This is a genomic window from Streptomyces sp. NPDC023157 (assembly GCF_055560575.1).
In genome coordinates, this window is sequence record NZ_JBVHIL010000009.1 from 1 (window position 1) to 20,379 (window position 20,379).

The 20,379-nt window shown below is 73.4% G+C and carries 19 protein-coding genes; 9 read left to right on the forward strand and 10 right to left on the reverse strand.

Annotated elements, in window-relative coordinates; translation table 11 throughout:
- Nucleotides 1-138 precede the first annotated feature (138 nt).
- The gene (locus ACZ3ZE_RS28725; protein ID WP_361629246.1) at nucleotides 139-1,884 is read right to left on the reverse strand and encodes a glycoside hydrolase family 3 protein; all 1,746 of its coding nucleotides are present in this window, start codon (nucleotides 1,882-1,884) and stop codon (nucleotides 139-141) included.
- 134 nt (nucleotides 1,885-2,018) lie between these two features.
- Between ACZ3ZE_RS28725 and ACZ3ZE_RS28730 the strand changes: the two genes are divergently transcribed.
- Nucleotides 2,019-2,687, forward strand: coding sequence for a TetR/AcrR family transcriptional regulator (locus tag ACZ3ZE_RS28730; protein ID WP_361629243.1), 669 nt, complete (start codon nucleotides 2,019-2,021; stop codon nucleotides 2,685-2,687).
- On the opposite strand, the gene ACZ3ZE_RS28735 is transcribed toward ACZ3ZE_RS28730, so the two are convergent.
- A complete protein-coding gene (locus tag ACZ3ZE_RS28735; protein ID WP_361178826.1) occupies nucleotides 2,684-3,160 on the reverse strand; it encodes a hypothetical protein in 477 nt (158 codons plus the stop codon). The two genes, ACZ3ZE_RS28730 and ACZ3ZE_RS28735, sit on opposite strands and share 4 nt — an antisense overlap.
- Nucleotides 3,161-3,206: 46 nt before the next feature.
- Nucleotides 3,207-3,842 (reverse strand): GNAT family N-acetyltransferase, encoded by a 636-nt coding sequence (locus ACZ3ZE_RS28740; RefSeq protein WP_361178828.1) that lies wholly within the window; start codon nucleotides 3,840-3,842, stop codon nucleotides 3,207-3,209.
- 130 nt (nucleotides 3,843-3,972) lie between these two features.
- Between ACZ3ZE_RS28740 and lon the strand changes: the two genes are divergently transcribed.
- Nucleotides 3,973-6,393 carry an endopeptidase La gene (lon, locus tag ACZ3ZE_RS28745; protein WP_361178830.1) on the forward strand — a complete coding sequence of 807 codons (2,421 nt, stop codon included), beginning with the start codon at nucleotides 3,973-3,975 and terminating at the stop codon, nucleotides 6,391-6,393.
- 88 nt (nucleotides 6,394-6,481) lie between these two features.
- Nucleotides 6,482-7,063: a DUF4240 domain-containing protein gene (locus ACZ3ZE_RS28750; protein WP_361178832.1), complete on the forward strand. Its 582-nt coding sequence runs from the start codon at nucleotides 6,482-6,484 to the stop codon at nucleotides 7,061-7,063.
- A gap of 85 nt (nucleotides 7,064-7,148) precedes the next feature.
- Here the strand turns inward: ACZ3ZE_RS28750 and ACZ3ZE_RS28755 are convergent, their stop codons facing one another.
- On the reverse strand, nucleotides 7,149-8,033 hold the full coding sequence (locus tag ACZ3ZE_RS28755) for a lytic polysaccharide monooxygenase auxiliary activity family 9 protein (RefSeq protein ID WP_361178834.1): 885 nt from the start codon (nucleotides 8,031-8,033) through the stop codon (nucleotides 7,149-7,151).
- Nucleotides 8,034-8,249: 216 nt separating this feature from the next.
- Nucleotides 8,250-9,089 carry a lysozyme gene (locus tag ACZ3ZE_RS28760; RefSeq protein ID WP_361178837.1) on the reverse strand — a complete coding sequence of 280 codons (840 nt, stop codon included), beginning with the start codon at nucleotides 9,087-9,089 and terminating at the stop codon, nucleotides 8,250-8,252.
- A gap of 225 nt (nucleotides 9,090-9,314) precedes the next feature.
- Here ACZ3ZE_RS28760 and ACZ3ZE_RS28765 point away from each other — a divergent pair, with 225 nt between their 5' ends.
- A complete protein-coding gene (locus ACZ3ZE_RS28765) occupies nucleotides 9,315-9,797 on the forward strand; it encodes a MarR family winged helix-turn-helix transcriptional regulator (protein WP_361178839.1) in 483 nt (160 codons plus the stop codon).
- Nucleotides 9,798-9,908: 111 nt separating this feature from the next.
- Here the strand turns inward: ACZ3ZE_RS28765 and ACZ3ZE_RS28770 are convergent, their stop codons facing one another.
- A complete protein-coding gene (locus tag ACZ3ZE_RS28770; protein ID WP_467261361.1) occupies nucleotides 9,909-10,691 on the reverse strand; it encodes a hypothetical protein in 783 nt (260 codons plus the stop codon).
- Between the two features lie 383 nt (nucleotides 10,692-11,074).
- Here ACZ3ZE_RS28770 and ACZ3ZE_RS28775 point away from each other — a divergent pair, with 383 nt between their 5' ends.
- The 5 genes from ACZ3ZE_RS28775 to ACZ3ZE_RS28795 are packed head-to-tail and all read left to right on the forward strand — an operon-like array spanning nucleotide 11,075 to nucleotide 16,828.
- The gene (locus ACZ3ZE_RS28775; RefSeq protein ID WP_467261363.1) at nucleotides 11,075-14,008 is read left to right on the forward strand and encodes a sensor histidine kinase; all 2,934 of its coding nucleotides are present in this window, start codon (nucleotides 11,075-11,077) and stop codon (nucleotides 14,006-14,008) included.
- Nucleotides 14,005-14,487 carry a roadblock/LC7 domain-containing protein gene (locus ACZ3ZE_RS28780; protein ID WP_361178846.1) on the forward strand — a complete coding sequence of 161 codons (483 nt, stop codon included), beginning with the start codon at nucleotides 14,005-14,007 and terminating at the stop codon, nucleotides 14,485-14,487. The genes ACZ3ZE_RS28775 and ACZ3ZE_RS28780 overlap by 4 nt, the downstream gene beginning before the upstream one ends.
- Nucleotides 14,484-14,915, forward strand: coding sequence for a DUF742 domain-containing protein (locus ACZ3ZE_RS28785; RefSeq protein WP_361178849.1), 432 nt, complete (start codon nucleotides 14,484-14,486; stop codon nucleotides 14,913-14,915). Before ACZ3ZE_RS28780 ends, ACZ3ZE_RS28785 begins: the two co-directional genes overlap by 4 nt.
- Nucleotides 14,896-15,561: a GTP-binding protein gene (locus tag ACZ3ZE_RS28790; protein WP_361178851.1), complete on the forward strand. Its 666-nt coding sequence runs from the start codon at nucleotides 14,896-14,898 to the stop codon at nucleotides 15,559-15,561. Before ACZ3ZE_RS28785 ends, ACZ3ZE_RS28790 begins: the two co-directional genes overlap by 20 nt.
- A 31-nt stretch (nucleotides 15,562-15,592) precedes the next feature.
- Complete coding sequence (locus tag ACZ3ZE_RS28795; RefSeq protein ID WP_361178853.1) at nucleotides 15,593-16,828, forward strand: styrene monooxygenase/indole monooxygenase family protein; 1,236 nt, start codon at nucleotides 15,593-15,595, stop codon at nucleotides 16,826-16,828.
- Here ACZ3ZE_RS28795 and ACZ3ZE_RS28800 read toward each other — a convergent pair.
- From ACZ3ZE_RS28800 to ACZ3ZE_RS28815, 4 genes are all read right to left on the reverse strand, one after another.
- Nucleotides 16,801-18,186, reverse strand: a complete 1,386-nt coding sequence (locus tag ACZ3ZE_RS28800) for a C40 family peptidase (RefSeq protein WP_467261365.1) — start codon at nucleotides 18,184-18,186, stop codon at nucleotides 16,801-16,803. The genes ACZ3ZE_RS28795 and ACZ3ZE_RS28800 overlap by 28 nt on opposite strands.
- 74 nt (nucleotides 18,187-18,260) lie before the next feature.
- Nucleotides 18,261-18,548, reverse strand: coding sequence for a hypothetical protein (locus tag ACZ3ZE_RS28805; protein WP_363293061.1), 288 nt, complete (start codon nucleotides 18,546-18,548; stop codon nucleotides 18,261-18,263).
- Nucleotides 18,549-18,573: 25 nt separating this feature from the next.
- Nucleotides 18,574-19,296: a TetR/AcrR family transcriptional regulator gene (locus ACZ3ZE_RS28810; protein ID WP_361178860.1), complete on the reverse strand. Its 723-nt coding sequence runs from the start codon at nucleotides 19,294-19,296 to the stop codon at nucleotides 18,574-18,576.
- 71 nt (nucleotides 19,297-19,367) lie between these two features.
- On the reverse strand, nucleotides 19,368-20,303 hold the full coding sequence (locus ACZ3ZE_RS28815; protein WP_361629231.1) for an AurF N-oxygenase family protein: 936 nt from the start codon (nucleotides 20,301-20,303) through the stop codon (nucleotides 19,368-19,370).
- Nucleotides 20,304-20,379 lie beyond the last annotated feature (76 nt).

Sequence of the window (20,379 nt, forward strand, 5' to 3'; positions counted from 1 at the left end):
GGGGGGGGGGGGGGCGGGGGCCCCCCCCCCCCGGGGCGCGGGGGGGGGGGGGGCCCCCCCCCGCCCCCCCCCCCCCCCCCCCCGCCCCGCCCCCGGCCCCCTCCCCGCCGTTTCGGTCTGGGGGCTGCGGCCCGTCGTCTAGATCTCCAGGCCGTGGCCGTACGGGAAGACCGGGTCCTTCGTGTCGTTCGGGACGTCCGGGTGGGAGGCTTCCACGGCTGCCATGGAGCGGGGCAGCTCGAAGGGAAGGCGGCCCTCCGGCTTGGCCCGGCCGAAGGCCACGTCCAGCAGGGCCTCGTCGCTCGCCCCGTAGTCGGCGATCAGGGCCGCCGCGTGCTCCGCGATCTCCGGGAGGACGGCCGGGCGCTCCAGGTTGACGCACACCACGGTGGGGGTCGCCTTGAGGAGGGCGAGGACGCGGGTCAGTTCGGCCTCGGGGAAGGCCAGCGAGCCCGAGTGGAAGAACGACTCGAACTTGTTCGGGCGGTCCTCGAAGGGGGTGCGCAGGCGGAGGACCGCCAGGTCCGCCTCCGCCGGGGTCGCCACCGTCTCGCCGTACGCCGCCGCGACGGCCGGGTCGACGTTCTCCACGTACAGCTTCGGCCTGCCCTTGAGGGGGAGCGGGCCGTCGGTGAGGACCGTCAGGGAGCGGCGCTGCGCTGCCGCGCCCAGGGCCGTGAAGTCGGCGCGGCCGACCGTCTCCTCGGCCTCGTCGGGGTCGACGTACCGGCGCTCGTCGAAGAGGCCGAGGGTGAACTTCTCGTGCAGCAGACGCCGTACGGAGGCGTCGACGCGGGACTCGGCGACGCGGCCCGAGGTCACCAGCTCGACGATGACCTCCGGGCACTCCTCGCCGCCGAACTGGTCCGCGCCCGCGTCCAGGGCCTTCGCCGCCCGCTCGGCCACGCTCAGGTGCTCCACGCCCCAGGCCCGTGCCTCGTGCGGCTCGCCGAAGATCTCGCTCTCGTTGAGCAGGCCCCAGTCGGTGCAGACGATGCCGGTGAAGCCGAGCTCGTCGCGCAGGAGGCCCTGGATGACGCCCCGGTTGAAGCCGAAGCCGACCTCCTCCCAGTCGGTGCCGACGGGCTGGCCGTAGTACGGCATCATCTGCGAGCAGCCGGCGGCGATGGCGGCCTTGAAGGGCTCCAGGTGGTGGTCGCGCAGGCCGCCCGGGTAGATCTGCTCCTTGCCGTGCGGGAAGTGCGGGTCCTCGCCGTCCTTCTGGGGGCCGCCGCCCGGGAAGTGCTTGACCATCGCCGCGACCGAGTCCGGGCCGAGCTCCTCGCCCTGGAGGCCGAGGACGTAGGCGCGGACGAGTTCGCCGGTGAGGGCGGCGTCGGAGCCGAAGGTGCCGGACTGGCGGGACCAGCGGGGCTCGGTGGCCAGGTCGATCTGCGGGTGCAGCGCGGTGCGGAAGCCGACCGACAGGTACTCGCGGCGCACCGTGTCGGCGAAGCGGAAGACCAGCTCCGGGTCGCGGATCGCGGCGAGGCCGAGCGCCTCGGGCCAGGCGGAGAAGGCGCCGGAGTTGAAGGACGCGCCGATGTTGTCGGTGAACGCGTGCCGGGGGTCCGTGGAGAGCGAGACCGGGATGCCGAGCCGGGTGGCGGCGGCCATCTCCTGGATCGCGTTGTGCCACAGGGCCATCTCGCGGGCGCCGTAGCTGCCGAGCAGGTTGAAGTGGGTGAGCCCGCGGCCCTCGATGAGTTCCGGGGTCGTGCACTCCAGCATCGAGCCGTCCGTCTCGGTCACCGGGGTGCCGTCGGGATTCATCATCAGCATGGTGTGGAAGAGCTGTCCGGCCTTCTCCTCCAGGGTCATGCGGGCGAGGAGGTCCTCGACGCGCTCGGCGACCGGGCGGGAGGGGTCCTGGTAGGGGTGCATGTCCGTACCTGCTCTTGCGTGGCTGATCGGACGGCCAGGCTAAGCGTGAAAACCGAGTACCTACTAGGTTTGTGTCGTGTGGCGTGGGTCACAGGCTGAGGGGTGGGGTGCCTGCGCTTCGTTAGGGTGGCTCCATGGTGGAGAGTGACGGGCGGCCGGGGCGCAAAAGCGCAGGCCGGGGCAGCTATGCGGTCGGTGACGCGCGGCGGCTGAAGATCCTGGACACCGCCGTCGAGCACTTCGGGCGCTGGGGTTTCCACGCCTCCTCGCTCGCCCGGATCGCCCACGACTGCGGCATCACCCAGGGCGGGCTCCTCCACCACTTCCGCGGCAAGGAGGACCTGCTCCTCTCCGTGCTCGCGCAGAGCGAGGAGCACGACGTGGAACGGCTCTTCAGTGAGGAGCCGGAGTCCTACGCGGCGTACGTGGACACGCTCGTCGGCCTGATCGAGGACAACACCAGGCGGCCCGGCATCGTGCGCATGTTCAACGTCCTCGTCGGCGAGTCCGGCAACGTCGGCCACCCCGCCCACGCGTACTTCAAGGAGCGGTACGCGCGCGTGCTCCGGCACACCGTCGAGCTCCTGGAGGCGTGCGTCGAGAGCGGTGAGCTGCGGGCCGGCATCGACTGCGAGGCCGTCGCCAGGGAGCAGCTCGCCGTCATGGACGGGCTCCAGATCCAGTGGACGCTCGACCCGGAGTCCCTGGACATGCCGGGGCGGGTGCGGGACTTCCTGCGGCGTCAGTACGAGGAGATCAGGGCCGGGCGTCCCGTCGGCGGGCCGCCGTCCGGGAGGGGTTAGCGTCCCGTCGGCGGGCCGCCGTCCGGGAGGGCCTTGAAGACGCGGTCCAGGGCGGGTGGGCGTTCGCCGTCGCCCGCGATCACCGTCCGGTGGGCGTACGTCAGGGAGTACTGGAACCCGTCGGCGATCGGGCTGCCGGTCGGGCTGGCCGGGACCTTCGCGTACGCCGGGTCCTCCAGGGCGGCGCGCAGCTCGGCGGTCTCGGCCGGGGTCATCCGGCCGCTCTTCGACGGTTTGGTGCCGGTGCGGGTGGTGTAGGTGCCGTCGTACTTCACGGTGAGTCTGTTGTCGACGCCGGCGAGGCCGCCGGTGACCGCCACCTCGACCAGGACGTCCTGCGGGGCGGGCTGCTCGCTGCCGGTGGTGGGCGACGCGGTTGCCGGGGTGGTGGCGGGGGCCGCCGGGGCCTGGCCGCAGCCCGTCACGGTGATCGCCGCGGCCAGCAGGGCCGCGGCGCCGTACCTCTTCTCCATGGAGCCGAGCATGCCCGTTCGGCCCCCGCCGCGCAGCCGGAACGGCTCAAGCCGCGCGGACGACGCCGGTCAGCGGCCCCCGGTAGTACCAGTCGAGCGAGTCGTACAGCGCCATCCCGTCGGTGGTCGCCGCCAGTACACCGGTCTCCGCGCCCGCCTGCGCGGCGGCGGCCTCCAGGGTGCGCATGACGTTGGCGCCGAGGCCCCGGCGGCGGTGGGCGGCGTCCGTCTCGATCTGGTCGGCGACGGCGGTCTCCCCGGTCGGCGCGATCTGCCCCCGGGCGGCGAGCGTGCCGTCCGGGGCGAGGATCCGGACCCGGATCACGCCGTCCTTGGTCTCCGTCGTCCGCGCGTAGCCGTCCGGCGGCGCGGGCCGGGCCGCCGGGTCCAGCTTCTTGGTCATCATGAACCCCGGGTCGTCCGGGATGGTCCACCCGTCCGTGATCCACCGCGCCACCTCCTCGGGCGCCGCCATCACCTTGAGCCAGGCGTACGGCTCGGTGATCCCGGCGCACAGCGCGCCCACGGAGGCCGCGTCCGGGTGCGGCAGCACATGCCGGAAGGGGTGCTCGGGCAGCCCCACGTGGATCCGGTAGCCCCAGGGTTCGACGACGGCGGGTCCGGTGCCGCGGGAGACGGTCCAGCCGGAGACCCAGGCAGAGGTAATAGATGCAGTATCCATGGGGGTATTACAGTCCCTGTTCGCGGGGCGTGTGAGGGTGATCGCTCAGAGCGAACAGCGGGAGGGGAACATTCCTCGGCGCACGTGCATTGAGTCCACATAGCTCAACTTGACTGCCGAAGGGGAGATCATGGCTTCTGAGTCCATGGAGACCGCGCCGCTCACTCTGCCTGTGCTGCCGCTCGACGACGAGGTCGTGCTGCCCGGCATGGTGGTGCCGCTGGACCTGTCCGACAACGACGTCCGCGCCGCCGTCGAGGCAGCCCAGGCCGCCGCCCGCGGCGGGACGGGCAAGCCGCGCGTGCTGCTCGTGCCCCGGGTGGACGGCACCTACGCGGCGACCGGCGTGCTCGGCACCGTCGAGCAGGTCGGGCGGCTCTCCGACGGCGACCCCGGCGCGCTCGTCCGCGGGCGCGGACGGGTCCGCATCGGCGCCGGCACGACGGGCCCCGGCGGGGCCCTGTGGGTCGAAGGCGCCGCCGTCGAGGAGACCCTGCCCGATCCGCTGCCCGGCTCCGTGACCGAACTGGTCAAGGAGTACAAGGCGTTGGCCACCAGCTGGCTCAAGAAGCGCGGCGCCTGGCAGGTCGTCGACCGCGTCCAGCAGATCGACGGCGTCGGCGCCCTCGCCGACAACTCCGGCTACTCGCCCTTCCTCACCGTCGAGCAGCGGGTCGCGCTCCTGGAGACCGCCGACCCCGTCGCCCGCCTCAAGCTGGCCACCGCGCAGCTGCGCGAGCACCTGGCCGAGCAGGACGTCGCCGAGACCATCGCCAAGGACGTCCAGGAGGGCGTCGACAAGCAGCAGCGCGAGTTCCTGCTGCGCCGTCAGCTCGAAGCCGTACGCAAGGAGCTGCGCGAGCTCAACGGAGAGTCCGCCTCGGGCGCGGGCGACGAGTCCGACGACTACCGGGCGCGCGTGGAGGCCGCCGACCTTCCGGAGAAGGTCCGCGAGGCGGCCCTCAAGGAGGTCGAGAAGCTGGAGCGGGCGAGCGACCAGTCGCCCGAGGGATCCTGGATCCGGACCTGGCTCGACACCGTCCTCGAACTGCCGTGGAACGAGCGGACGGAGGACGCCTTCGACATCCAGGGCGCCAAGGCCGTGCTCGACGCCGAGCACGCGGGCCTGGAGGACGTGAAGGAGCGGATCACCGAGTACCTGGCGGTGCGCAAGCGGCGCGCCGAGCGGGGCCTCGGCGTGGTCGGCGGGCGGCGCGGCGGTGCCGTGCTCGCGCTCGTCGGGCCGCCCGGAGTCGGCAAGACCTCGCTGGGCGAGTCCGTCGCGCACGCGATGGGACGCAAGTTCGTCCGGGTCGCCCTGGGCGGTGTGCGCGACGAGGCCGAGATCCGCGGCCACCGGCGTACGTACGTGGGCGCCCTGCCCGGCCGTGTCGTCCGCGCCATCAAGGAGGCCGGGTCCATGAACCCGGTGGTCCTCCTCGACGAGATCGACAAGGTCGGCTCCGACTACCGGGGCGACCCGGCGGCGGCCCTCCTGGAGGTCCTCGACCCCGCGCAGAACCACACCTTCCGGGACCACTACCTGGAGGTCGAGCTCGACCTGTCCGACGTGGTGTTCCTCGCCACCGCCAACGTGCTCGAAGCCATCCCCGAGGCGCTGCTCGACCGCATGGAGCTCGTGCGGCTCGACGGCTACACCGAGGACGAGAAGGTCGTCATCGCCCGCGACCACCTGCTGCCCCGGCAGCTGGAGAAGGCCGGCCTGGAGCCGGGCGAGGTCGTACTGGAGGAGGCGGCGCTGCGCAGGCTCGCCGGCGAGTACACCCGGGAGGCCGGCGTCCGCACCCTGGAGCGGTCCATCGCGCGCCTGCTGCGCAAGGTGGCCGCCCAGCACGAACTGGGCGACCGGGAGCTGCCGTTCACCATCGGCCCGGACGAGCTGCGCGGCCTCATCGGGCGCCCGCACCACGTGCCGGAGTCGGCGCAGGACCCGGCCGAGCGCCGCACCTCGGTGCCCGGTGTCGCCACCGGTCTCGCCGTGACCGGGGCGGGCGGCGACGTGCTCTTCGTCGAGGCCTCGCTGGCCGACCCGGAGACGGGCGCGGCGGGGCTCACCCTCACCGGCCAGCTGGGCGACGTGATGAAGGAGTCCGCGCAGATCGCGCTCTCCTTCCTCCGCTCGCACGGCGCGGAACTGGAGCTGCCCGTCACCGGCCTCAAGGACCGCGGCGTGCACATCCACTTCCCGGCGGGCGCGGTCCCGAAGGACGGGCCGAGCGCGGGCATCACGATGACCACCGCCCTCGCCTCGCTCCTGTCGGGCCGGCTGGTCCGCACGGACGTCGCCATGACCGGCGAGGTGTCCCTGACCGGCCGGGTGCTCCCGATCGGCGGCCTGAAGCAGAAGCTGCTCGCCGCCCACCGGGCGGGCATCACGACGGTCGTGATCCCCAAGCGGAACGAGGCCGACCTGGACGACGTCCCGGCCGAGATCCTTCAGAAGCTGGAGGTCCACCCGGTGACGGACGTCCGGCAGGTCCTGGAGATCGCCCTCGCCCCGGCCCAGGTCGCGGTGGGCGCGGCGGCCTGACGCCCGTTCCCCCGTACGCCGGTGGGGCGCCCTCCCAAGAGGAGGGCGCCCCACCGGCGTTGTCAGTGGCGGCTGCGATGCTTCGGGTATGGACGAGAAGGCCTTCTGGGCGCTGATGGGGGAGCTGCGGCACCGGCCGGGGTCGCGGGACGAACGGCTGGAGTGGCTGCGGGGGGAGCTGGCGCGGGGGCCGGCGGAGGAGTGCGTGGCGTTCCAGGTGGAGCTGGAGGAGGCCTGTGACCGGGCCTACCGGGCCGATCTGTGGTCGGCGGCCGAGCGGATCCTGGGCGGCTGGTGCTCCGACGACGGCTTCTTCTACTTCCGCCTGTGGCTGGTGGCCCTGGGGCGCGAGGTGTTCGAGGAGGCCCTGGTGTCTCCCGACAGCCTGGCCGGAGTGCCCGAGGTGCTCCGGCTCGCGGGGCGGAGCACCGACTCCTGGTGCGAGGCCGAGGAGTGGCCCGACCTGGAGGAGCTGGACTACGTGGCGGCGGACGCCTACGAGGAACTGACGGGGGTGGCCGACGAGGGGGAGGCCTTCTACGACGCGCTCGACGCGGCCCAGGGCGACGACGTCCCGGACCCCGAGGCGCCGCCGCGGTGGGAGCCCCTGGAGGAGGACGGGATACCGCGGCTCGCCGCCCTCTTCCCTCCTCGGGCCGAGCTGGGCTAGCACCCGCCCGGCGGACGGGTCCTCACCGGGTCCGTCCGCCGGGCGGGTCCTCTACGGTCCGTCCGCCGGACGGGTCCTCAAGGGGTCAGGACTGGTTCCGGCGCCGTGCCAGCAGGATGCTGCCCGCGCCGAAGGCGGCGAGCGCGCCGGCGCCCGCGAGGGCGAGCGGGAGCGGGGAGGCGGGGGCCTCGGTGGTGTCGGCGGACAGGGCGGGGGGCTGCTCGTCGCCGCCGTGGCCCTTGTGGCTCACGGTGGACAGCTGGGCGCCCGCGGCGAGTTCGGCCTCGGTCGGGGCCTCGGCCTTCAGGGCCGTGGTGGCGGCGGCGGAGCCGAAGGTGACGTCCGAGCAGCTGTAGAAGGCCTCGGGGCTGTCGTTGCGCTGCCACACCATGTAGACGATGTGGCGGCCGGAGCGCGCCGGGAGCGTGCCGTCGAAGGCGTAGTAGCCGTCGGTGGCCGTGCGGGTGGTGTTGTAGACGGCCACGGGGGCGGTGTCGAGGTCGGACCACTTCAGGGGCTGGGTGGGGTCGAAGCCCTGCTTGGTGATGTACATCGTCATCGTGCCGGAGTGCGCCGCCGTGGCGCGGATCTTGAAGCCGAAGGCGCCGGGGGAGACGGCGGTGGCCGGCCAGTCGGTGCGGGCCCAGTCCAGGGCGCGGTACTTCGCGCGGTTGGCCGAGCAGAGCTTGCCGTCCGGGATCAGCGCCTTGTGCTGCCCGTCGGCGTTGGCGATGTTGACCTCGTTCCAGTCGTAGAGCGGCTGGGTGCCGGAGTCGGCGACGAGGTCCTTGCACACCTGGGACTTGGGCGTCTCCGGGCCCTCCGCGTAACAGGCCGCGACCCGGCTGACGGGGTTGAACACGGCGCCGTGCGCGCTCGCGGCGGTCGGCGTGAGGGGGACGAGCACGGCGGCGGTGAGCGCGGTCGCGGCGGCGGCGCGGCGGGAGCGGGAGGTCGTGATGCGGGGCATGGCGGAGCTCTCTCTCGTGCGTGGGGGAGTACGGGACGAGCAACGTGCGCACGGTGCGGGCGAGTTGCGGCTCGCTCGCGGCTCACCGAGGGTCGCATTGGTCCATACCAATGGGCAAGAGGTGCGTCCGAGAAAGCCGGGAAGCGCGTACACGCGAAAAGGGCGGGCCTCCCGGGTGTGCCGCCGCACACCCGGGAGGCCTGCCGCCCCGCACCGTCAGCCGTTCGCGAGCGCCTGCACCCGCGAGTAGTCCCCGTTGAAGTGGTTGTGGTCGCCGACCGTGGGGCCGGACGACGTGTACTGCCACATCGTGTAGTAGCCCCAGCCGGCCGGCAGCGTGCCGACCTCGGAGGCGTACCGCGCGACCCACAGCGGGTTGGCCGAGGCGAAGCCGCCGTAGTTGCCGGTGCACTGGGTCCACCAGCTCGTCGCCGTGTAGATCACCGCGTCCCGGCCGGTGCGGTACTTGTACCGGTCGAGGAAGTCCTTGATCCAGGCCACCATCCCGGCCTGGGTCTTGCCGTAGCAGGTCGCGCCGTACGGGTTCCACTCGATGTCCAGCGCGCCCGGCAGCGTCCTGCCGTCGCCGGACCAGCCGCCGCCGTTGTTCACGAAGTAGTCGGCCTGCGCCGCGCCCGTCGTCGTGTCGGGGGTCGCGAAGTGGTACGTGCCGCGGATCATGCCCACGTTGTACGAGCCGTTGTACTGCTGCGTGAAGTACGTGTTCTTGTAGTACGTGCCTTCCGTCGCCTTGACGTAGGCCCACTTCACCCCGCTGTTCCACAGGGTCGACCAGGCCACGTTGCCGTTGTGGCTGGACACGTCCACGCCCTCGGTCTGGGCCGCCAGGGTCGAGAGGCCGCCGGCGGGCTTGGCGCCCTGGCCGTCGTGCGCGACCACGCCCATGCCCATGTAGGCGGAACCGCGGGCGGGCGTCTGCCGGGCGCCCGGGTCCTGGGCGGCGTCGGCGGTGCCGGCGAGAGTGAGGGGGAGGAGGAGGGTCAGGGCCGCGAGGGCGGCACCGGCGAGGGTCGTCCCGGATCTGTGCACACGCATTGCGTGCCTCCGAAAGGCTCGGTGGGGGGAGCGATGTCGACGAGTCCTGGTGTGGACATGTCAGCGAAGACGCTTGGGTGAGACGCTACGCACGTAGACCCGTCCGACGGAAGAGGGCCCGACTGCTGCCGTTGGTCTACGCCTGCGAAATACTGGAGGAGCTGCGGAGATGGCCGCGGCCGGAAGAAACTTTCAGCGAGCGGAAAGCGCGTGAGGGGTGCTGACGTGCACGGAAGCGGTACAGGGAGTGAATCCGCGTCCAAGAGCGGGAGTGGTGTGGACCAGGAGTTCCTCGCCCTGGAGCGCGAACTGGCGGTCTTCCTGCGCCGCGCCCGGGCCCAGTCCGGCGAGATGGCCCGCGAAGTGCACCCCGAACTGGAGCCCGCCGCCTACGGCCTGTTCGTACGGCTCGACGACGCCGGACCCCAGCGCGCCACCGACCTGGCCGGCTACTTCGGCGTCGGCAAGGCCACGATGAGCCGCCAGCTGCGCGCCCTCGAACAGCTGGGCCTGGTCGCCCGCGACCCCGACCCCGCCGACGGCCGCGCCTCGCTGGTCCGCCTCACGGAGGAGGGCCAGGGCCGCTTCCGCAGCGTCCGGGACGCCCGCCGCGAGCGGTACGTGCGCAAGCTGGCCGACTGGGACCGCTCCGAGGTCGCCGAACTGGCCCGGCTGCTGCACCACTTCAACGTGCGCTCGGAGGGCTGACCGGGGGCACGGGCCCGCCGCGCCCCGACCCCAGAAGGATGCCGTGCCGACCGGCCCGGCTCGCCGCGTGTGCCCGCGCCGATCGGCCGGGACCCGCGGCCCGCGGCGCCCCTACAGCTCCGCGTACACCGCCGTCGCGTCGTCGTGCGGCTTCCAGCGGTGCGCGCCGCCGGCCTCCGCGTCGGCGGTCTCCAGGGCCCGCACCCTCCGGAGCAGGCCGTGCGCCCCCTCCGTGTCGAGCACCCCGAAGCACTCCCTCCAGTCGCCCGCGCCGAACAGCTCGACCCAGCGGGTCGCCCCGTCCGTGAGCGCCGCCAGGGCCCGTACCCCGGTGCGGGGCGTCGTGCCGGTCACCGCCCGCGCGGCCACCGCGGGATCGGCGGCCGCCGTGAAGAAGCCGCCCTCCCGGTTGCGCAGCCGGTCCGTCGCCTCCAGGGAGCGCAGGACCTCCTCCGGGACGCGGTCCAGGCGGTCGTCGAGCACCGCCCGTACCGAACCGTCCGGGGCGCACAGGAGCAGCGCCGCGTCCGACAGGACGAGGTGCTCCACCGTCGTCGCGTCCCAGCGCGCCATGGCCACCGTCGCCTGCGGAGTGCGCACGTGAGAAAGGTCACAGGTGTTCCGGTGGGCGTCCGCGGTGCGCCGGATTGCGGCGCCGAGAATCTCCGGCAGCGTCAGATCGCTTCGCGAAGCGGACAGTTCCGTCAAAGCGCCGCCCAGCCGTGCGGTGAACCAGGGCACCGTGTGCACACAACCCGCGTCGCCGGCCGGCGGTGTCACCCCGTCGAGGACCACGACCGTGCCGCCCGCGCCCGAGGCGGGCAGGGCTGCGGCGGCCCAGTCCTCGTTGGGTCGTTCGGGGCTGCCGGGGAGGGTGACCGCTTCGGTGCGCATGATCCCCAGTCTGCCCCGGGCGGGCCCGCCCCGCATCGCTCCTTCACAGCGTCTCCAGACACCGAATCTGGCCTGTACCAAAGGGGCCTGACGGGGCCGGAGGCCCGGAACCGCAAGCTCCGGGAAGCTGCGGGCGGGCATCCTGCCAAAGGCCGCGCGGAAGATCCAACCGGGGGTAAGTCCGGCGCCCCGGAGCTCACCGTGAGGAGTTGTTTGCCAACTCATGAGTGTTGTTCACTCGTTCGGGTGGCGGAGCGGCCGATGCGAGTCCCCTGACCAGAACCGCTGAAATGGTCGGAAGACACACCAGGGGTGGGGGCTCTCGACATGTGACCGGTCGTCACCTCTGCTTCATGGGCGGACGATCAAGAATGCGAGCACCGGTGCAGAAGAAGCGGCCTCGGAGCAACAACGGCGCGCGGAGCCAGACCCCCGGTGACCCGCAGCACCCCGGCCTGCCCGCGAACGGCACCGACAGCGCCCCCCAGGCCCCCGCCGGCCGCCCCAAGCGGGTCCGCGGGCGCCTCGTCGCCGGGGTCGCCCTGGTCGGCATCACCGTGCTCGCCGCCGGCGCCCCCGCGATCCTCACCGCCTCCGGCGACCTCGACGACTCCGTCAACCTGGTCGCCCTCGCCGAACTCGACCGGCAGGCCGTCACCCTCGCCCACTCCCTCTCCGACGAGCGCGACGAGGTCGTCGCGTACATCGCGGCCGGACGCGACGAGCAGCCCGGCGACGGTGCCGCCAAGCGGCAGGTCACCAGCGCCCGGTCCGCCCGGGTCGACCGCCAGATCGACGAGATCCGCACCGCCGCCCCCGACGAGCTGCGCCGTGACCTCTCCGGCGTGCCGTCGATCCGCCGCACCGCCCTCACCGGCAAGGGCTCCGCCCTCGAAGCGCACCGCGCCTACACCGAGGTCATCGCCAAGCTGCAGGCCCTCGCCGACCGGCTCGCCGAAGGCACCCCCGCCCGCGCCGCCGAGTCCGTCCGGGCCCCCGCCGCCCTCGGCCGGGCCACCGAGCAGGCCTCCGCCGAGCGCGGTCTGCTGCTCGCCGCGCTCGCCGTCCCCCGGCCCGAGCCCACCGGCACCACCCACTACGACCCCGCCACCGGCACCTACGTCGCCGACGAGGCGGAGGGCGCGGCCGAGGCCGACCGGCTCCGGGCCGCGCTGACCTCGGCCGCCCAGCAGGCCCGGGTCCGCGAACTCGCCGCCCTCGGCGACTTCGACCAGGCCGCCACCACCCCCGCGCGCGACTCCCTCGCCGCCACCGTCACCGGCCCCGACGTCAAGAGCGCCGAGCGGTACCTGGCCCGCCTCACCGACCGGCCCGAGCTCTCGGAATCCGAGCTCAACACCGACCCGGCCAAGCTGGACGCCGCGCTCTCCGCCCGCATCGAGCAGATGCGCGGCGTCGAGTCCGCCCTCGCCACCGAGCGCGCCGAGCGCCTCACCGCGCTGCGCGACGACGACGTCACCGCCCTCGAAGTACGCATCGCCTTCCTGGGCGGCTGCCTGCTCGTCGCCGTCGGCATCTCCACCTATGTGGCCCGCACCCTCACCCGGCCGCTCGCCGTGCTGCGCATCGGCGCCGCCCGGCTCGCCACCGCCGCCGAGCCGCACACCGAGGAGCCGATCCGCTTCACCGGCCGCAACGACGAGTTCGCCCAGGTCGTACGGTCCCTCAACACCCTCCAGGGCAAGCTGGGCGCCCTCGCCGCCCGCGCCGAGCGGCTCGACACCGAGCACGCCGACCTGACCGGCGCCCGCGAGGCCCTCGCCGCCGAGCTCGCCGCCCAGCGCGCCGAACTCCAGGGCCACAGCGCCCGGCTCACCGCCGAGCTCGAACGGCTCCGGCAGACCGTCCAGCACACCTTCGTCAACCTCTCGCTGCGCAGCCTCGGGCTCGTCGACCGCCAGCTCGGCGTCATCGAGAAGCTGGAGGAGCGCGAGCAGGACCCGGACCGCCTCGCCACCCTCTTCAAGCTGGACCACATGGCGACCGTCATGCGCCGGCACAGTGAGAACCTCCTCGTCCTCGCCGGCCACGAGCACCACCACGGGCACCCCGGCCCGGTGCCGCTCGTCGACGTGCTGCGGGCCGCCGTCAGCGAGATCGAACGGTACGAGCGGGTCAGCATCCAGGCGCTGCCGCCGCACGCCCAGGTCGCCGGGTTCGCCGCGGACGACCTGAGCCACCTGGTCGCCGAGCTCCTGGAGAACGCCACCTCCTTCTCGCCGCCCGACTCCCAGGTCCAGCTCTCCGGCTGGCTCCTGGAGTCCGGCGAGGTCATGCTCTCCGTCCAGGACGCCGGCATCGGCATCACCCCCGACCGGCTCGCCGAGCTCAACGCCCGGCTCGCCGACCCCACCCTGGCCGACACCGACGGCGAGGGACTCGGCATCCGGGTCGCCGCGCTGCTCGCCGCGCGCCACGGCGTCCGGGTCGAGCTGCGCGAGCAGAGGCCCGGCGGCGTCGCGGCCGTCGTGGTCCTGCCCCTGCCGCTGCTCCCCACCACCCCGCCGGACGCCGTCCCGTCGCCCGTCCCGGTCGCCGCCGACGCACCCGTCGTCACGCTCCCCGGCTCCGTCGCCGAGGCCAACTCCAACACGCTCCCCTCCCGCCACCGCGACCCCCTGGTGGAGGCCGCGGAACGCGCCATCGCCGCCGCGGAGGCGGAGACCCGCGCCGCGTCGGCGGCACAGGAGCAGGCGCAGGCGCAGGAGCAGGCACCCGAGCCCGTGCAGGCGCCGGCGCACGAGCCGGAGCCCGCGCAGGAGCCGGTGGCGGCGTACGAGCCCGAGCCCGCGCCCGTACTGGCGTACGAGCCGGAGCCCGCTCCCGCCCCCGTACCCGCGTACGAGCCCGAGCCCGCCCCCGTACCGGCGTACGAGCCGGAGCCCGCCCCCGCCGCCCCTGACGAGACCCCCGCCGGACCCCCGGTGGAGTCCGTCTCCGAGACCACCCTCCAGGTCCGGCTCCCCGACCCCCCGCCGGAGCCCGACGCGCACGAGCGGAGCGGTGAGGAGTCGGAGATCCCCGCGGGCGAGGCCGGGCCGCGGCCCGGGCGCTGGGAGCGGATCACCGACAAGGGGCTGCCCAAGCGGACGCCGCGGATCGTGCGGCAGGCCGGCAGCGCCACCCCGCCGATACGCACCCGCGGCGTCGACGCGGAGGCCCTGCGCCGCCGGCTCGGCGGCTTCCAGCGGGGCGCCGAGCACGGCCGCCGCGATGTGGCCGCCGAGATCGAGGCCGGACACACAGCACGTACCGAGGAGAACACGGGGGACACAGTCGAGGAGGCACGCAGTTGACTGCGACCGGAACGTTCGGGCTGAGCAGTGAGGCCCGTAATCTGCAATGGCTGTTGGGCAACCTCGTCGAGGAGGTGCCGGGGGTCCGCTCCGTCGCCGTCGTCTCCTCCGACGGGCTGCTCCTGCTCTCGTCCGACCCCGAGGTCCAGAACGCGGCGGCCGAGCCGGACCGGCCCGAGGGGCCGCGGGGCTCCACCGCCGACCTGGCCACCATCGTCTCCGGCATCGGCAGCCTCACCATCGGCGCCGCCCGGCTGATGGACGGCGGCGGCGTGAAGCAGACCATGGTCGCCATGGAGGAGGGCAGCGTCTTCGTCATGTCGATCAGCGACGGCTCGCTGCTCGGCGTGCACGCCACCCCCGACTGCGACATGAGCGTCATCGCGTACCACATGGCGCTCTTCGTCGGCCGGGCCGGCCACGTGCTCACCCCTGAACTCCGCAGCGAACTGGCCAAGTCGATGGAGAGCGCCCAGTGACGTCAGTCCCCTCGGGGGCCTCGGCCCACCACCCGCACCGGCTGCCGATACGCGGCGAGGGGCGGCGCCCGGCCCGCGTCCGCCCGTACTCGCTCACCGGCGGGCGCACCCGCTTCGGCCACATCCTCCTCGTCGAGACCTTCGTCGCCGCGCTGGAGGCCGCCCCCGAGCGGAAGGTCCTGACCGGCGGGGGGCCCGCCGCGCGCGGGCTCATGCCGGAGATGCGGGCCATCGTCGAGATCTGCCGCCGCATGCGTACGGTGGCGGAGATATCGGCGCTTCTGAAGATGCCGTTGGGAGTCGTCCGGGTGCTGCTCAGCGACCTGGCCGACCAGGGAAAGATCCGCGTGTACGGGACAGGGCACGGCACCGACCGGCCCGACCGCGCGCTCCTCGAAAGGGTGCTGAGTGGACTCCGCCGTCTCTGAACCGCCGACCGCCGTCGTCGGCATTCCCGCCCAGCCCACCGGCCCCGCCGAACCGGTACCCGAAGAGGGTGCCCAGGACTGGCAGCTGGACCACACCCGCGCCCCGATCGCGACCAAGGTCGTGGTCGCGGGCGGTTTCGGTGTCGGCAAGACCACCTTCGTCCGCGCGGTCTCCGAGATCACCCCGCTGCAGACCGAGGCGCTGATGACCCGGGCGAGCGAGGACCACGACGACCTCACCGCCACCCCGGACAAGATCACCACCACGGTGGCGATGGACTTCGGACGGATCACCCTCGACGACGACCTGGTGCTGTACGTCTTCGGTACGCCGGGACAGCAGCGCTTCTGGTTCATGTGGGACGACCTGGTGCGCGGCGCGATCGGCGCGATCGTCATGGCCGACACGCGGCGGCTGACCGACTGCTTCCCCGCGCTCGACTACTTCGAGAGCTGCGGACTGCCGTACATCGTGGCCGTCAACCACTTCGAGGGCACCGAGGTGTTCGAGACGGACGACGTGCGCGAGGCGCTGACCGTACCGGCCCACGTGCCGGTCGTGATCATGGACGCGCGCAAGCGGTACAGCGTGGTCGAGACCCTGCTCGCGATGGTCGCCCACGCGCTCGAAGCCAGCCCCGAATAGCCCCCGAGTCCCCCCTCAAGGTCGGTCGCACATGCGGAAGATACTCATAGTCGGCGCCGGTCAGTCCGGTCTCCAGCTCGCCCTCGGACTGCAGTCCAAGGGGTACGAAGTCACCCTGATGTCCAACCGCACCGCGGACGAGATCCGGTCCGGCCGGGTCATGTCCACCCAGTGCATGTTCGCCACCGCGCTCCAGCACGAGCGCGACCTCGGCATCAACTTCTGGGAGTCCCAGGCCCCGCGCATCGAGGGCCTCGGCGTCTCCGTCGGCGCGCCCGACGGCGGCCGCGCGATCGACTGGGTCGGCCGGCTCCGCGGCCACGCCCAGTCCGTCGACCAGCGCGTGAAGATGGCCGGCTGGATGGAGACCTTCGCCCAGCGCGGCGGCCAGCTCGTCATCCACGGCGCGGCCGTCGGCGACCTCGACTACTTCGCCCGCAGCTACGACCTGGTGCTGGTCGCGGCCGGCAAGGGCGAGCTGGTCTCCATGTTCGGCCGGGACGCCGCCCGCTCCCCGTACGACGCGCCGCAGCGCGCCCTCGCCGTCAGCTACGTCCACGGGCTGGGCCCGCGGCCCGAGCACCCCGACTTCGACGCGGTGCGGTGCAACGTCGTGCCGGGCGTCGGCGAGCTGTTCGTCATGCCGACCCTCACCACCTCCGGCCGTGCCGACATCCTCTTCTGGGAGGGCGTCCCCGGCGGCCCCGTCGACGCCTTCAAGGGCGTCAAGGACCCCTCCGAGCACCTGGCGCTCACGCTGGAGCTGATGGAGAAGTTCACGCCCTGGGAGTACGCGCGCGCCACCAAGGTCGAACTGACCGACGCCGGCGGCACCCTGGCCGGCCGCTACGCCCCGACCGTCCGCAACCCGGTCGGGCAGCTCCCGAGCGGCGGCCTGGTCCTCGGCGTCGCCGACGTGGTCGTCGCCAACGACCCGATCACCGGGCAGGGCTCCAACTCGGCGTCCAAGTGCGCCGCCGCCTACCTGGCCGCGATCGTCGAGCACGGCGACGGCGCGTTCGACGAGAGCTGGATGCGGGCGACGTTCGAGCGCTACTGGCAGACCGCCCAGCACGTCACCAAGTGGACCAACGCCATGCTCGCGCCGCCGCCGGAGCACGTCCTCGACCTCCTCGGCGCCGCCGGCGGCCTCCAGCCCGTCGCCGACCGCTTCGCCAACGGCTTCGACGACCCGGCCGACTTCGAGAACTTCTTCTTCGACCCGGAGAAGACCGCCGCCTACCTGGCCTCGGTCGCCGGAGCCTGAGCCGTCGGCTCCTGAGCCTCCGGTTCCTGAGCCTCCGGTTCCTGAGCCTCCGGGGCCCGGCCCTCGCCGTACCCCTCGTCCGCGCCGTCCGTGGCTCCCGCCGGGAGCTCGGGCGGCGCGTACGTCGTCAGGGCCGGAGTGTCGGGATCGGGGCGTACGGCGCCCAGGAGCGGGTTCGCGGCGAGCGGGGAGACCTTGATCCGGGCGCCGGGGCGCGGGGCGTGGATCACCAGACCGTCGCCGAGGTACAGGGCGACATGGGTGGCCTCCGGGAAGTAGACGACCAGGTCGCCGGGGCGCAGCCGGGACAGCGGGACACGCGGCAGGGTCCGCCACTGCTCCTGACTGGTGCGGGGCAGCTCGCGGCCCGCGCCCGCCCAGGCCCGCTGGGTCAGACCCGAGCAGTCGTACGTGTCGGGGCCCTCGGCGCCCCACTCGTACGGCTTGCCGATCTGCGCCACCGCGAAGCGCAGCGCCTCGGCGCCCGCCCGTGAGGGGGTGCGGGGGCCGTCGAGGACGCCGGAGCCGAGGAGCTCGGCCTGGGCGCCGGCGGTCTGGGTACGTTCCAGGGCGCCGACTCCGGCGAGTTGCTCGGGGGAGAGGGCGGCGAGCAGCCCCTCCACCTCCCGGAGCCGCCTCTGCACGTCGTCGCGGTGGGCGCGCTGCCGGGCGGCGAGGGCCGTGCGCCGGTCCAGCGCCTTGCGGGAGGCCGTCGCCAGGTCGGCGGCCCGCCGCTCGGCCCCCTGGAGCCGGGTCACGGCACCGGCGCGGTCGCGGGCGGCGCGGGCGAACAGGTGGTTCTGGTCCAGGGCGTGCTGGGGGTCGCGGGCGAGCAGCAGCCGCAGGTACGGGGAGAGTTCGGAACGCCCCTGGTACTGCTCCCGCGCGAGCCGCCCGGCCTCGTTCCGGCCCCGCGCCAGCTCGTCCCGCGCGGCGGTGAGCCGCGCGGTGACCTGGCGGGTGTCGGCGGTCTGGCGCTTGAGGGTCTCCTCGCCGGCGTTGTAGGCCTCGGTGGCCTGCTCGGTCTCCCGGTAGAGACTCCGCAGCCGCCCGAGGAGGGAACCGAGGGACTCCTGCGACGCCCCGGGGGACGCGGGAGGCGCGCCGGGGTCCGGGGCTGGTCCTGCTGCGGGAGGGGTCTCGGGGTTCGGGGTCGTTCCCGCTTCGGGAGGGGGTCCGGCGTCCGTAGCCGCTCCCGCTCCTGCTCCCGCAGTGGTCCCGGCACCGGTAGCCGTTCCCGTTCCCGCAGCGGCACCGGCGTCCGTAGCGGTCGCCCCCGTCACCCCGGTCAGGGCCGTCACCCCCGTCAGGGCGGCCAGTACCCCCGTGCAGACCGTGCGCAGCAGCCGTACCGACACGTCACCACCTCCATCGGGATGATGGCGCGGTGATTAGTGTGATGAGCGGACCGGCGTGGGGGTGTTCGCGGGGCTCACTCGTTCGGCGGAGCCGGTGTGCGGGGCTTGGACCAGGGCCAGCGGATCTCGCGGCGCTCCCGGCCCTCCGGCGCGTACACGTAGACCCAGCCCTGCTGGAGCCCGAGCCGCTTGCCGTACCCGGCGGGCTCGCGGTGGTAGGCGTACACGGCCGCGGGGCGGCCCTCGTGGGCCGGGACCGGGACCTCGTACCACTTCGGGGGGTGGCCGGTCGGGCCGAGCAGGACAGGCAGCGTCCGGCCGTCGAGGGGGCCGCCGCGGAAGGGGGTGTTCTCGCTTCTCACCCCACCAGTGTCCCCTCCGCCGGGCTCAGAGCAGGTGCGCGGCCTCGCTGACCACCGGGATGACGTTCCTGGCCAGGGTGCCGACCGGCCCCGCCGAGGTCTCCTGGGCGAGCAGCCGGGTCACCACCCGGCCGGTCTCCGGGTCGCTCGCGGCGGTCGCGGCGAGCAGGGCGACCAGATGGTCCACCAGCCAGTTCCGCAGCTCCCCGGCCGGCGGCTGCTTGCCCTCGTCGACCCAGATCAGGGAGGCCGCCTCGACGGCCGCGATCCAGGTCCGCACCATCATCCCGAGCCGCGGTCCCGGCCGGTCCGCGCCGAGGTGGAAGAGGATCTGCTCGGCCGCGGCCCGCCGGACCTCGTCGACGATGGCCGAGGTCCGTGAGGTCTCGGCGACGCTGCCGCCGCGCAGCAGCGCGGCGAACCCGGCGTCGTGCCCGTCCACGAAGGCCAGGTACCGGTCCAGGACCCGTGCGAGCCGCTCGGTCGGGGGTCCCGCCGCCGGTTCGGCGAAGCAGTGCTCCAGGGCGTCGGCCGAGGAGCGCAGCGCCGACTCGTACAACTGCTGTTTGCCGCCGGGGAAGTAGCGGTAGACGAGCGGCCGGGAGACGCCCGCGGCCTCGGCGACGTCGTCGAGGGAGACCTCCTCCGGCGCCCGGTGCGCGAAGAGCGTCTGGGCGGCGTCGAGCAGCTGGCGCCTCCGCTCCTCGACGCTGAGCCGGCGGTACGCGGGTGACGCGGGACTCGTCATGCCCGCAGCGTAACGCCGTGCGGGGCGGCGCCGGGCGGCTCCGTACGGATCTGGGCAGCTCAGGCGGGCGTTCAGGCCAGCAGCCCGGAGGACTTCCAGAGCCGCCGGCCCGCGCCGCGCAGCACGCCGATGTCGTCCAGGAAGTCGGTGAGCCGCTTCGCCCCGGACTGCATGACCTCGCGCCGGTGGCCGCTGGCCTTCACCTGGGCGACGGCCTCGCGGCGGTCCAGACCGACGTTCTCGTACACCTTCGGGTTGACGAAGCAGGTGGAGAAGACCCGGGCGGCCTCGCCGCAGCTGATCCGGGTGAACTCCTGCTCCCAGCGCGGGGCCGTCGCCATCTGCCGGCGCAGCTCCTCCCGCGCGTACCGCACGTGCCGGGCCTCCTCGACCACGTGGATGCGGGTGACGCCGCGGACCAGGGTCTGGACGCGCTCGTCGGGGAAGGTGAGCCGCTGCATCCAGTCCAGGATCTCCTCGCCGAGGAGGGTGGCGGCGAAGGAGCCGGGGGTGGTGGAGACGGTCTTCAGGACCCGGCCGAGGTTGTGGTAGATCCGCGGTACGGGGTACTCGGGGGAGCCGCCGCGGGTGATCAGCCGGGCGAACATCATCGAGTGCCGGCACTCGTCGGCGATCTCGGTCAGCGCGTAGCGGACGTGCTGGCTGGTCAGCGACTTGTCGTAGATGTGCCGGACGAGCAGCTGCATGAGGATGATCTCGAACCAGATCCCGAGCGAGGCCAGCGAGGCGGCCTCGTGCCGGGAGAGGTCGATCCGCTGCTCCTCGGACATCCGGTGCCACAGCGGGGTGTCGTAGAGGGAGACCAGCTCGGGCGGCCAGAACCACTTGCCGTCCTCGAAGGGGGCCTCCCAGTCGAGCTCGGTCTCGGGGTCGAAGGAGTGCTTGAGGGAGGACTCCAGGAGCCGCTCGGCGACCTGTTCGCGGTCGCGCAGCGGGCCGAGGGCGTCACGCAGGAGGGCGAAGTCGGGCTCGGTGAGACTGGCCATGGAACGTATAAGACTCCTCGTCAGTAACGTCGTCAATCCCTCACGCACGACTTGTTGACCCTGCGTCTACCAACGT